Consider the following 13,233-nt stretch of genomic DNA (forward strand, 5'->3'; position numbering starts at 1 on the left):
ATTTACTTTATTAAAATATCATGATATTTAAAAAGATGTTTAGAACTGACTATTTTTTTAAAGTTCAAGGCAAGAGCAAAATTTTTTGTGGGAGCTTACTTTAGTAAGTGAGTAAAAAAATTTCTGCGATAACGCAGAAATTTGGAAAAAGAGGCTATTATAAACCTCTTTTTTTAGATGTGGTAATTTGGTGCTTCATTAGTAATAGTTACATCATGCACATGAGACTCTTTTAGCCCTGCACTTGTAATCTCTACGAATTCTGCTTTTTCTTGGAATACTGGAATACTTTCACTTCCAGAATAACCCATAGAACTTCTTAATCCACCTACCATTTGGTGAACTATATCAGAAATTGCACCTCTATATGGTACCATTCCTTCAATTCCTTCTGGAACTAATTTATCAGTTGCTGTTCCTTCTTGGAAATATCTATCTGTACTTCCTTTTGTCATAGCTCCAATTGAACCCATACCTCTATATGTTTTAAATTTTCTACCTTGACTAAGAACAACATCACCTGGAGATTCTTCAGTACCAGCTAATACACTTCCCATCATACAAGAGCTAGCACCAACTGCTAATGCTTTTGCAACATCACCAGAGTATCTAATACCACCATCAGCAATTACAGGAACATTGTGTTTTTTACCTTCTGCTGCACATTCATCAATTGCAGAAATTTGAGGAACACCTACACCAGCAACGATTCTTGTTGTACAAATAGAACCTGGTCCAATACCTACTTTAACTCCATCTGCACCAGCTGCAATTAAATCAGCAGTTGCTTCAGCAGTTGCAACATTACCAGCGATAATATCTATATCAAGTTCAGCTTTAATAGCTTTAACTGTATCTATAATTCCTTTAGAATGTCCATGAGCTGAATCTAAAACTAAAACATCAACACCAACTTCAGCTAATGCTTTTGCTCTATCAAGTTGACCAACACCAATGGCTGCACCAACTCTTAATCTTCCAAATTCATCTTTATTTGCATTTGGGTATTCTCTTTTTTTATTAATATCTTTGATTGTAATTAGACCAATTAATTTGTTATTATCATTTACAATTGGTAATTTTTCAATCTTATTTTGATGCATAACATCTGCTGCTTCATCTAAAGTTGTACCCTCTTTTGCAGTGATTAAAGGCATATTTGTCATTTTTTCTTTTGCTAATAATGAGAAATCTTTAGTAAATCTCATATCTCTATTTGTTAAAATTCCTAATAATGTATTATTTTCATCAACTACAGGAACTCCTGAGATTTTATAAGATGCCATAATATCTTCTGCATCTTGAAGTGATTGATCAGGCCCTATTGTAACAGGGTCAATAATCATCCCAGATTCACTTTTTTTAACTTTTTTACATTGTAATGCTTGAGATTCAATATCCATATTTTTATGTATAATTCCGATACCACCAAGTCTAGCCATAGCAATAGCAGCTTGATATTCTGTAACAGTATCCATTGCAGCACTAACAAACGGGATATTTAAAGTAATATTTTTTGTTAGTTTTGTTTCTAAAGATACTTCTTTTGGTAATACTTCAGATTTTTGTGGTACTAGTAGTACATCTTCAAACGTTAATGCTCTTTTTTTGATTCTCATTTAATATCCCCTTATAATATTTATTTTGTATAATTTACAGTTTTTTCTAATGATAAAGCTCCATCAAACACAGTTTGTTCATCATAAGCTTTACCTATCAATTGAACACCAACTGGCATTCCACTATTATCTTTTGCTACAGGAAGAGAAAGTGCAGGTAATCCTGCTAAATTTACAGATATTGTATATATATCACTTAAATACATCTCTAAAGAAGTTTTAAAGCTTCCAAATTCAGGTGCAGTTGTTGGAGATACTGGAGAAAGTATTAAATCTGCTTCATTAAAAATTTGTTCATATTCATCTTTAATCAAATGTCTCACTTTTTGAGCCTTGATATAATAAGCATCATAATATCCAGAACTAAGTACAAAAGAACCTAACATAATTCTTTTTTGTACTTCATGTCCAAAACCTTGAGATTTAGTTTGAGTGTACATATCTTTTAAGCCTGCATCACCTTTTCTATTTCCATATCTAACGCCATCAAATCTACTTAAATTTGCACTTGCTTCGGCTGTTGCCACAATATAGTATGAAGAAAGTATTTTTGATGTATCTACCATATTTTTATAAACGATCGTATGTCCAGCTTCTTTTAAAGCTTCAACTGCTTTGTTGAATCCTTCTCTAACTTCTTGGCTTGCTTTTTCTATAAAATTTTCAATAACTGCAATTGTTAATTTTCTATCACTGTTTAAATTATCACTTACTTTTGTATATTCTACATTTGCAGATGTAGAATCCATTTCATCATGTCCAGAAATAATATCATATAAGATTGCAGCATCTTCTACATTTTGTGTGATTGGTCCACATTGATCAAGTGAAGATGAATATGCAGTAATTCCATATCTTGATACTCTTCCATAAGTAGGTTTCATACCAACACATCCACAATATGCAGCAGGTTGTCTAATACTTCCACCTGTATCAGTTCCAAGTGCAGCAATAGCAATACCACCAGCAACAGCTGCAGCACTACCTCCACTACTTCCTCCTGGAACTTTTGTATTATCTACTGGATTTAAAGTTTTACCATAACATGAAGACTCTGTTGAACTTCCCATTGCAAATTCATCCATATTAGTTCTTCCAAAAGCGCTTAATCCTGCTTTTTCTAAATTATTGATTACTGTTGCATTATATGGTGAAATATAATCTTTTAATATATTACTAGAGCAAGTAATTTCCCAATTTTTTACATTTATATTATCTTTTATAGCAATAGGTATTCCCTCACCAGAAACAGAGATATCACTACTTGTTAGTTGCTCTACATAAGCACCTATATTACTCTCGTTTATTTTTGTTTTTAATTCTTCTCTTAAGTTTTTTACTTCCTCACTACTTAGTTGTAGTGCTTCTTTTAGAGTTATCAATCATTGCTCCTAAAAATTGTTTACAAATATAGTATTACGCGACATTATATAAAAAATATGATTAAATTCTAGTAAAGTAAAAAAAGAGTTATGAAATTTAATTTTGAGTATAAAAAAAGGGGACAAGAGCAATGCTCTCATCCCCTTTTGTGATGTTAAATTAATTATTTAACAAAAGAGATAAATGCCATTTGCGTTGCATCACCTCTTCTAATTCTTGTTTTAACAATTGAAGTATATCCACCATTTCTACCTTCGTAGTTTGGTGCAATTTCATTGATAAGTTTTTTTGTAGCTTCTTTATCTTGTAAAGCTGCAAATACTTGTCTGTGAGTATTTAAATCAGCATTTCTAGATACTGTAACTAATCTTTCAATGAATCTTCTTAATTCTTTTGCTTTTGGAACTGTTGTTTCAATTTTTTCTCTTTCGATTAAAGCGATTGCCATATTTTTTAACAATGCTTTTCTATGAGAAGAAGTTCTATTTAGCTTTCTATATCCGTGCTTATGTCTCATATATTAACCTTTACTACTATGCTTTTAATTGTTCAAGCTTTCTTCTTAAAGCCGACGCAATATTTTCTGGAAGCGCATTATCAATTGGGAAACCAAGGCTTTCTAATTTATCAGAAATTTCATCAAAAGATTTCTTACCTAAGTTTTTAATATTTTTAACTTCCACTTCACTCATAAGTACTAATTCACCTAAGAATTTAAGTCCAGCTCTATCTAGAGAGTTGAAACTTCTTGCACTTAAATTTAAATCATCAATTTTTACGATCAAGTCTTTTAACTCAACTGGTTCTTCACCAGAATCATTAACAGTTACTTCAGATAAATCGAATACTTTATTGAAAACTGACATTTGAGAATACATTACAGATACTGCTTCTTTAAAAGCAGAAATTGGTGAAATTTGACCATTTGTCTGTACTGTAAATACAGCTTTTTCAAAGTTAGGATTGTCTTCAACTAACATTTTTTCAATATCATAAACAACTTTTTTTACTGGCGTGAAAAATGCATCGATTGGAATATAATCAGGTCCAACAATTTCTCTAATGTCTTCAGAAGGCATATAACCTATACCTTTTTGAATAACAATTGAGAATGTTAAGTTACAATCACTATTGATTGTAGCTAAATGTTCATCTGGGCTTACTATTTCTACATCTGCATTTGCTAAGTCAGAACCTTTGATTTCTTTTGGTCCATCAAAAGAATACTCAACTATAACTTGCTCATCATCACCATTTATTTTAAACTTAATATTTTTAAGATTAATAATAAAAATAGCTATATCTTCAAGCATACCTCTTAAAGAATCAAATTCATGATTTGCGCCTTCAATTTTCACTGCAATTGGAGCGTATCCAATTGAGCTACTTAAAAGAAGTCTTCTTAAAGGGTGAGCTAAAGTTATTGCAAAACCACTCTCAAATGGATATGCTGATATTTTAGCTTCAGTTTCACTGATAGCTTCTATTTCAACTTCTGTCGGTAAAAACGGTGTGTCTGCAAACTTTTTCATATGCTACCTTATTTATTATTTAGAATATAACTCTACTATTAATCTTTCTTCAACAGGAATAACTACTTCTTCTCTTGTAGGGATTCTTGTAAAAATACCAAATACTTTATCTTTATCTACGTCAACCCACTCAACAATACCAGTTTGGTTTGTTAACTCTAATGATCTAACGATTTGAGTGTTTGTTTTAGATTTTTCTTTTATTTCAATTTTTTGTCCAGGTTTAACGATATAAGAAGGAATATCAACTTTCTTACCATCTACTAAAACATGTCCATGAGTTGTAAATTGTCTAGCATTTGCTCTAGTTGAAGCAAATCCCATTCTATATACAACATTGTCTAATCTTTGTTCAATTAAAGTAATTAGGTTTGCCCCTGTATTACCTTCTCTTCTTGCTGCTTCTTTAAAGTATTTTCTAAATTGTTTTTCAGATACACCATAAAGATATTTAGCTTTTTGTTTTTCTCTTAATTGTAAACCATACTCAGAGATTTTTGCTCTTCTTTGTCCGTGTTGTCCAGGAGCATATGGTCTTTTTTCTAAAGCACTCTTACCTGCTAATCTTCTCTCACCTTTAAGTCCAAGATCTGCATCAAGTCTTCTTTCGATTTTTTCTACTGGTCCTCTATATCTTGCCATTAGCTACTCCTTACACTCTTCTTCTCTTAGGAGGTCTACAACCATTGTGTGGTAGTGGTGTAACATCCTTTAACCATGTAACTCTGATACCTTCCATAGCACCAACTGATTTAACTGCAGTATCTCTACCTGAACCTGGACCTTGGATTTTAATACCAACATTTTTAATTCCATGTTCAATAGCTTTATTCATCGCATCTTCTACTGCTTGTTGCGCAGCAAATGGAGTAGATTTTTTACTACCTTTGAAACCTAAGTTACCAGCACTTGACCAAGCGATTGCATTACCTGCATTATCACTTACTGTTACCATTGTATTATTGAATGTTGCCGCAATATGAACAATTCCGTCAGCAATATTCTTTTTTACTATTTTTTTTCTAGTTACTTTTCTTTTTGCCATACGTTATCCTTATTTCGCTGCTGCAGCGCCAACAGTTCTCTTTTTACCTTTTCTTGTTCTAGCATTAGTTTTAGTCTTTTGCCCTCTACAAGGTAAACCTTTTCTATGTCTTAAACCTCTGTATGAACCTAAATCCATTAATGATTTAATATCCATTGCAACTTTTTTTCTAAGATCACCCTCAACCATATAGTTTTTTTGGATTTCTAGTCTAATTGCCGCAGCTTCGTCTTCTGTAAGCTCATGAGATCTTTTATTAAAATCAATTCCTACAGCTTCTAAGATTAATCTAGAGTTATATAAACCGATACCATAAATGTATGTTAATGCATACTCCATTCTCTTTTTATTTGGTAAATCAACACCTGCAATTCTAGCCATGTCTTTTTATCCTTGTCTTTGTTTGTGTTTTTTGTTATCGCAAATTACTCTCACGATCCCGTTTCTTTTGATAATTTTACATTTATCACACATTTTTTTAACTGAAGCTCTTACTTTCATAAGTCTTGTCCTCTTTTTGTGTTATTTCCACTTATCAACAGGGTAGAACTACGCTGAAAAAAGCAATGTTTTGCTTTTTAGAAGTTCGCCCCGATTTTTTATATCAGCATATTGTGATAAAAATCGGCGGAGCCAAGTCAAAACAGCCTGATACCTTTATGTATATAAGGATATTTGCTTTTTTCCGGTTCTGCCCAACTTTTTATAAAACACAAATATTTTATAAAAACTTCCTTATTGGTTGAAAAATGGAATTGGATTATATTTAATTTTTGCTTAAAGTATCTTGAATTGCTTATAGTTTCTTTAATTTTGTGTTATATTATATTTTTTTTGATAAAATCTTAAAAATAAAAGGAATTTAAATGTCATGTATTTATGAAAATAATTTAATAAAAATTGAAATTGAAAAAAGTGAAGTTCCATGGCTCAAAATTTTTACAGTAGAAAATTATAAAGAGTTTAGCCAATGTCCAAAAAAATTAAAAGAAGAGATTTGGGACAAATTAGACATCATTGAAAAAGAGATGATTAGATACTTTAATCCTGATAAGATAAATATTGCATCTTTTGGTAATTATGTACCTCATGTACATTTTCATATTATGGCAAGATTTAAACTTGATTCATACTTTCCAGAGTCAATGTGGGGTAAGAAACAAAGAGAATCAAGTCTTGTACTTCCTTCTTTTGAAGAGTTTTATGAAGTATTAAAAGAAAAACTAGTGAAATAACACTAGTTTTTTTAATCTTAATCTAACAAATTTAGATTATATATTGCCAATGCCATTATTTTTGAGTTTTTCAACAAATCATCTATTTTTATGCATTCATCAGCTTTGTGAGCTAAGTTAACTTGACCTGGGAAAAGTGGACCAAAGGCAACTGCATTATCTATTGCTCTTGCATATGTTCCTCCACCAAATGTTTTAGCTTCACTATTATCATTTGTAATCTGTTTATATACATTTACTAATGTTTTAATTATTTTACTATCTTTAGGTACATATAAAGGTGGCATAGATTTAATAATTTCAATATTCATATTATTATAAAGATTATTATTGATTTTATCAATAACTTCTGTATCATGTTTTGTGATAGGATATCTTAAATTTAATTTTAACTCAAAGCCATTTTCATCTAAATTAATCACTCCAACATTAAGTGTAAGTTCACCTGAATCTTCATCACTCATTTTGCAACCTAAATTTTCTCCATTTGTTTGCATACCTATTTTATTATTATAAAACTTTATAAACTCATCAATCTCTTTTGATTGAAAATCTAAATTGCTAAATAATTCTAATAATTGAGATATTGCATTTTTACCTTTTTGAGGTTCCATTGCATGAGCAGAAATACCATGGGATTTAAAATATAAATTGTTATTATCTAAGTTTAACTGTATTGAGTAATCATTTTTCTTTATGATACTAATACATTTATTATAAATATCATTTACATCATTTTTTATATAAATAAGTGATTCACAATAATTAGGTACAATATTAGATAATTCTCCACCTTTAATATACTTAATATTGATATTTGATGAACTAATTAAATCAAATTTTTGTCTAATTTTAAAAGTTAAAATTCCTTTTTCACCATAAATTACAGGAAAATTTGCATCTGGAGTAAATGCAATTTTAGGTGGTTTTTCTTTTTTAAGATAATATTTCATACATTCCCAACCACTCTCTTCATCTGTTCCAAATATTATTCTTATTTTCTTTTTTAATAAAACACCACTATCTTTTAGTGCTTTCATTGCATAAATTGCAGCAATTGTAGGTCCCTTATCATCAATTGCCCCTCTTCCATAAATACAATCATCTTTTATTGTTGCACTATAAGGAGGATAAGTCCATTTTTTATGGTCACCTTCAGGAACAACATCTAAATGTACAAGAATACCCACCATATCTTCTGCATCCCCTAAATCTGCATGTCCTGCATATCCATCAATATTTTTTGTTTTAAAACCTAAACTATCACAAAGTTTTAATGTATATTCTAATGCTTCATTAACTCCTTCACCAAAAGGCATATTTGCTTTTGCAAGTGTTTCTACACTTTTAATTTGAATAAGCTCTTGAGTTTTACAAACAATTTCATCTTTCATATTTTCTATTAGTTCATCAAATATCATATGGATTATCCTAGTTTAAGTTTAGTGGTTTATGTAAGTATTTATAGAAAGGCAAGGTATACTATTTTTAATAATATACCTTATTTTATGTAATTATATATTTATTTTGCTATTTTCATATTATTTGGTTTATGACTAAAATCCATTCCATACCATTTTTCATAAATTTTAGCTAATGACCCATCTTTTTTCATCTGTTTTATAGCTTTTGTAACAATCATTCTTAATTTTTTAGAACGCTCGTTATTTTTAACAAAAGGATATGCTTTTGCACCAATAGCAATATTTTCTTCAACCATTCTTGCTTTAATAAAACCAATTTTGATTTTATATGCTACTTCTGCAGCAGAGAAAATCATAACATCAACTTTTCCTCTTCTAAATGCTTCATTTAATAGTTCACTACTATCATAAGATACCATATGGATTTTAATATTTTGTTTTTTTGCTATTTGTTTAAATAGGTTTCCACCATTTGAACCAGCAGAGAAACCACAAGTCATTCCATCAATATCTTTAAGTTTTTTGATATCTGTTCTATTTGGATGAACAACTAATTTTTCTGGAATATATGCATATGGTTCTGAAAAATCATATTTTTTTAATCTTTTGCTATTTACAGTAATTGTATTACCAACTGTATCAGCTTTTTTAGAATCAAGATATCCAAATAAAGTATTAAATTCACCAGTAATAAATTTTACTTTTAATCCAGTTTTTTTAGAGATTTCATTCCAAATATCAACTTCATGTCCTGTATGTTTTCCTCTAATTATATATGAATTAGGAATTGATGTAGAACCTGATGCTACCACAATTTTTGTAGGCATTTCATCTGCATTTGCATTCATAAAAGAGAATAAAATCCCAACAACTAATAGTTTAAATAATTTTTTCATGCTTTTCCTTTGTTTATATACACTATATTTTAATATTATTATATTCAAAACAATGATAAAGAGGATTGTAATAATGTATGCTAACTAGAAGTGTTCAACTGAACATAACGGATCTATTAACAGAGATGCTAACTCTTTTCAATCTATTTTAAAGATTTTAATAATAAATAAAAGGGATATATAACTATTATAGTTAAATTCCTAAAATTTTATTTAATATTAACTTAAATATTAATTAATATTTATATTTTTATAATTAAATAATTTTTAACTAACTTTTTCTACTCTTTTTTCTATATATTTTAATATTCTTTCCACAATAATAACTAAAACTAAATATATAATAGTAACACAAAAATATGCTTCAAAAAAACGCAAACTAAGTGCTGCTTCCATTTTAGATATAGCCATAATATCTGCAAGACCAACGGTAAAACCTAATGCTGTACCTTTTATAATACCAATAAATCTATTTCCTATTGAAGGCAACGCGAAAATAAACGCTTGTGGTAAAATAACACGCTTCATAGTTTGATATTTTGTCATTCCCATAGAATAGCATGCTTCATTTTGTCCATTATCAATTGATTCTAATGAACCTCTTAAATCTTCTGCCATAAAAGAAGATGTATTTAATGTCAATGCAATAATTGTTGCTTGAAAAGCTGACATAGATTCTAAAAAAGGAAATATGCTAGGAAGACCAAAATACAATATAAACAGTTGTGCTACAAGTGGTGTAGCTCTAAAAAATGTAATAAATAATCCAGAAATCTGATATAAAAACTTTACTTTATAATATCTAATAAATGCAATAACAATAGATAAACATAAAGTTAAAAATAATGATATTATTGCAATAGATACTGTCAATTTTAATGCTGGTAAAACAATAGGAAATAATCCTAAGAACCATTGAAAGTCAAAATCCATCTATTTTACCTCCAATGTATTTTCAGTCATTTTATTAACAAAATTAGAAACTCTTTTATTTTTACACTCTACGAATATTTCATGAGCAGTTCCAACAACCGAAATAGTTCCATTTTCTAAAAATATAATTTTATCTGCCACATCTTTTGCGAATTTCATTTCATGAGTCACAATTAGCATTGTCTTTTGACTTTCCAATGCAAGATTTTTTATTACTTCTAATACATCGCCAACTAACTCTGGATCTAAAGATGATGTTGGCTCATCAAATAGTATTACATTACTATTAACAGCCATTGCTCTTGCAATCCCAACTCTTTGTTGCTGTCCTCCTGACATTTCACTTGGATAAGAATCTCTATTATCAAGTAGCCCTACTCTTTTAAGTAAATCAATAGCAACTCTTTCTGCTTTTTCTTTGGGAATCTTTTGAACCGTTATCATTGGTTCCATTATATTTTCAATTGCAGTCATATTTTTTAGTAAATTGTAATTTTGAAATATCATTGCTGTTTTTTGTCGTAATTTAAAAATATCTTTTTTTAAGACTTTTTCTGCATTTACTGTAATATCATCTATTGATATTACACCACTTGTTGGTTTTACAAGAAAATTAAGACAACGAAGTAATGTTGATTTTCCAGAACCAGAAGGTCCAATTAAAGCAACTACTTCACCTTTTTTTATATTAAGATTAATATCTTTTAATACTTGCTTATCTGCAAAGTTTATATTTAAATGTTTGACTTGAACCATTTTCACCTCATTTATTGATTTTAATTATTTTAATGATTAAAAGAAAAGATGAATTTTAATTAGTTTTAACTTAAATATAGTAATTTAAAATTTTAAAGAAATAAAAAGAAAGGTAAAAGTTTGAAATATTTATTATTTCAAACTTTTATTTATCAAGGTTAATTTGAGCAATTAATTCTTCAAGCACTTTTTGTGCATCTTCATGACTTGGTTGACATCCACCAGCGGCTTTATGCCCTCCTCCACCATATTTAAGCATTAATTCTCCAACATTTGTATTTGAAGTTTTGTTTATGATTGATTTTCCTGTACTGTAAACTACGTTTTGTTTATCTTTACCCCATACAACATGAATAGATATATTTGTTTTAGGATACATTGCATAAACTAAAAATCTATTTCCTGGGTAAATTATATCTTCGTTTCTATAATCTACAATTACTAAATTATCATGTACTGTTGTACATCTTTGTAATTGTTCTTTAAATTGTTCTTCATATTTAAAATATAGTTCTACTCTTTCTTTAACATCTGGCAATGCTAAAATATCTTCAATTGTATGATCTTTGCAATAATCAATCAAATCCATCATCAATTGATAGTTTGATACTCTAAACTCTCTAAATCTTCCAAGTCCTGTTCTACTATCCATTAGAAAGCTTAAAAGTTCCCACCCTTTTGGATTAAGAATATCTTCTTTTGTAAATGCTGCACTATCTGCTTTATTAGCTGCATCCATCATTGGTCTAAATTTAGCTGGAAATTTTTCATCACCACCATAATATTGATATACAACTTCTGCTGCGCTGGGTGCATTTGCATCAATTATATGATTATCTTTTTTTTCATTTCTTAAAGTTTCGCTAAAATGGTGATCAAATGCTAAATATACACCATCAACATATGGTAAGTTAGTTGTTATATCAGTAGATGTAATCTCTATTTTTCCATCTTGCATATCTTTTGGATGTACAAAAGTAATCTCATCAACAATATCTAAATATTTAAGTAATGTACCACAAACTAGTCCATCCATATCACTTCTAGTCACAAGTCTATACTTTTTTTTAGCCATAATATTCCTATTTAAAGTAGATTTTTTAAATTCTAGCATAAAAAATATAAATTTGAAATATTAAAATAATACATTATCTTCTTTTATTTTCCCACTTTTATTTACTTTTTTTACTTTATATTGTAAATAATCAGTATTAGTATCATGGAAATGAACTGTTTTAGTAAAATCTTCTTTTTCAGTTATTCTTTTTATAATTTTTTCCATAGATTCTATATTTATTTTATTTACTTCTTCATCAAGTTCTGCATATGTACTTAGTAAAGAATCAAAAGCAAAATGATAGTGATATGATAATTTTCCTTTATCATTTAAAAGTTTTTTTATAAATATCCACCTATCAAAAATTATAGACCATGCTTTTTTTTGCTCTATTGTTATACAAACTTTATTTATAATTTGTTTCCATCTATAAAGTGCAAAATAGGCTTGATGGCTCAACCATAATTCTCTTATCCACCAATCCTCATACTTAGGAAACCCAGAAAATTTTTGCATTACTGGAGTAGGAATTTTAATATTTTTTGTTTGAGTCAACTTGCTATTAAGTGTTTTTATATAAGTTTTAATCTCATCAATCTCTACTTTATTTTTTTTATCTTCAGATTGTTTTTTTGCTAATAACTCTTGTTGTTCTTCTATTGTTTTTTTTATTTTTTCTATTCTTTGTGTTTTTTCATTTAAAAGCTTTTCTTGTTTTTCAGAAGCTTTTTTATTTTCATTTTTTATATGTTCTAAAATATTTGTTTTTAGTACATGAAAATGAAGAACAACAATAGGGATCAAAGAATCAATTGTTGCTAATTCTTGAATTTCTTCTTCAGAAGCTTGCTGTTTTATTGCATCAAATTCACTTTTTATATCTTCAAATTTATTATAAAGTTCATCCATATCTGAAAGATCTAATTCTAAAGATTTTGTAGCAATTTCAAATAATTCTTCATCTTGAAATTTAACATCTTCAGGTAATTCATCTATGATTCTTAAAACTTCAAGTTTTTTATCTGTGCTCTCTTCTCTTTTTGCTTTAATTCTAGAAGGTTGTGCATCAAAATATTTTTTTCTTTCATTTAAAATAGCAAGTTGTTCTTTTTCTCTTAACTCCTCTTCATCTACTGCTTTTAATTGTTCTAGCATTCTATTGTATTTTTCTAGAAGCTCTGTAGCTTGTTCTAATGCATTTTCTGCTGAGGCAAGTGCCATTCGAGAAAGTTTATTAACTCCCGCTTCATGATTTTTAATCTGTTTTTGTTGAAGAGCGACTTTAGATTCGTTCTCTTTAATTAATTCCTCTAATGCAATAATACTTTCCATTTTTTATAGCCTTTAGAAATA

At 28.8% G+C, this 13,233-nt stretch carries 15 protein-coding genes; 1 reads left to right on the forward strand and 14 read right to left on the reverse strand.

Features of this window, described 5'->3' with window-relative positions; all coding sequences use genetic code 11:
* Nucleotides 1–173: 173 nt before the first annotated feature.
* The 8 genes from guaB to rpmJ all read right to left on the reverse strand — a co-directional run bounded on the left by guaB (nt 174) and on the right by rpmJ (nt 6,080).
* A complete protein-coding gene (guaB, locus tag CRU93_RS00425) occupies nt 174–1,619 on the reverse strand; it encodes an IMP dehydrogenase (RefSeq protein WP_129102208.1) in 1,446 nt (481 codons plus the stop codon).
* Between the two features lie 20 nt (nt 1,620–1,639).
* The gene (gene gatA, locus CRU93_RS00430) at nt 1,640–3,001 is read right to left on the reverse strand and encodes an Asp-tRNA(Asn)/Glu-tRNA(Gln) amidotransferase subunit GatA (protein WP_129102209.1); all 1,362 of its coding nucleotides are present in this window, start codon (nt 2,999–3,001) and stop codon (nt 1,640–1,642) included.
* A 164-nt stretch (nt 3,002–3,165) separates the two neighbouring features.
* Complete coding sequence (gene rplQ / locus CRU93_RS00435) at nt 3,166–3,519, reverse strand: 50S ribosomal protein L17 (protein WP_129102210.1); 354 nt, start codon at nt 3,517–3,519, stop codon at nt 3,166–3,168.
* Between the two features lie 16 nt (nt 3,520–3,535).
* Nucleotides 3,536–4,534: a DNA-directed RNA polymerase subunit alpha gene (locus CRU93_RS00440; RefSeq protein WP_129102211.1), complete on the reverse strand. Its 999-nt coding sequence runs from the start codon at nt 4,532–4,534 to the stop codon at nt 3,536–3,538.
* A gap of 15 nt (nt 4,535–4,549) precedes the next feature.
* Nucleotides 4,550–5,176, reverse strand: coding sequence for a 30S ribosomal protein S4 (rpsD, locus tag CRU93_RS00445; RefSeq protein ID WP_129102212.1), 627 nt, complete (start codon nt 5,174–5,176; stop codon nt 4,550–4,552).
* 10 nt (nt 5,177–5,186) lie between these two features.
* Complete coding sequence (gene rpsK / locus CRU93_RS00450; protein WP_129102213.1) at nt 5,187–5,579, reverse strand: 30S ribosomal protein S11; 393 nt, start codon at nt 5,577–5,579, stop codon at nt 5,187–5,189.
* Between the two features lie 9 nt (nt 5,580–5,588).
* A complete protein-coding gene (rpsM, locus tag CRU93_RS00455) occupies nt 5,589–5,960 on the reverse strand; it encodes a 30S ribosomal protein S13 (RefSeq protein ID WP_129102214.1) in 372 nt (123 codons plus the stop codon).
* 6 nt (nt 5,961–5,966) lie between these two features.
* Nucleotides 5,967–6,080 (reverse strand): 50S ribosomal protein L36, encoded by a 114-nt coding sequence (gene rpmJ, locus CRU93_RS00460; protein ID WP_129102215.1) that lies wholly within the window; start codon nt 6,078–6,080, stop codon nt 5,967–5,969.
* Nucleotides 6,081–6,445: 365 nt separating this feature from the next.
* On the opposite strand from rpmJ, the gene CRU93_RS00465 reads away from it, so the two are divergent.
* Nucleotides 6,446–6,814, forward strand: a complete 369-nt coding sequence (locus tag CRU93_RS00465; protein ID WP_129102216.1) for an HIT family protein — start codon at nt 6,446–6,448, stop codon at nt 6,812–6,814.
* A gap of 17 nt (nt 6,815–6,831) precedes the next feature.
* Here the strand turns inward: CRU93_RS00465 and pepV are convergent, their stop codons facing one another.
* The 6 genes from pepV to CRU93_RS14095 form a co-directional block, all read right to left on the reverse strand.
* Complete coding sequence (gene pepV, locus CRU93_RS00470; RefSeq protein ID WP_129102217.1) at nt 6,832–8,235, reverse strand: dipeptidase PepV; 1,404 nt, start codon at nt 8,233–8,235, stop codon at nt 6,832–6,834.
* A 101-nt stretch (nt 8,236–8,336) separates the two neighbouring features.
* Nucleotides 8,337–9,134, reverse strand: a complete 798-nt coding sequence (locus CRU93_RS00475; protein WP_129102218.1) for a transporter substrate-binding domain-containing protein — start codon at nt 9,132–9,134, stop codon at nt 8,337–8,339.
* 267 nt (nt 9,135–9,401) lie between these two features.
* A complete protein-coding gene (locus CRU93_RS00480) occupies nt 9,402–10,067 on the reverse strand; it encodes an amino acid ABC transporter permease (RefSeq protein WP_129102219.1) in 666 nt (221 codons plus the stop codon).
* Nucleotides 10,068–10,823 carry an amino acid ABC transporter ATP-binding protein gene (locus CRU93_RS00485; RefSeq protein WP_129102220.1) on the reverse strand — a complete coding sequence of 252 codons (756 nt, stop codon included), beginning with the start codon at nt 10,821–10,823 and terminating at the stop codon, nt 10,068–10,070.
* A 145-nt stretch (nt 10,824–10,968) separates the two neighbouring features.
* A complete protein-coding gene (locus tag CRU93_RS00490; protein WP_129102221.1) occupies nt 10,969–11,898 on the reverse strand; it encodes an exopolyphosphatase in 930 nt (309 codons plus the stop codon).
* A 60-nt stretch (nt 11,899–11,958) separates the two neighbouring features.
* Nucleotides 11,959–13,212, reverse strand: coding sequence for a hypothetical protein (locus tag CRU93_RS14095; protein WP_164967592.1), 1,254 nt, complete (start codon nt 13,210–13,212; stop codon nt 11,959–11,961).
* Between the last annotated feature and the right edge of the window lie 21 nt (nt 13,213–13,233).

This window comes from Arcobacter sp. CECT 8985, from assembly GCF_004116495.1.
GTDB lineage: Bacteria > Campylobacterota > Campylobacteria > Campylobacterales > Arcobacteraceae > Malaciobacter.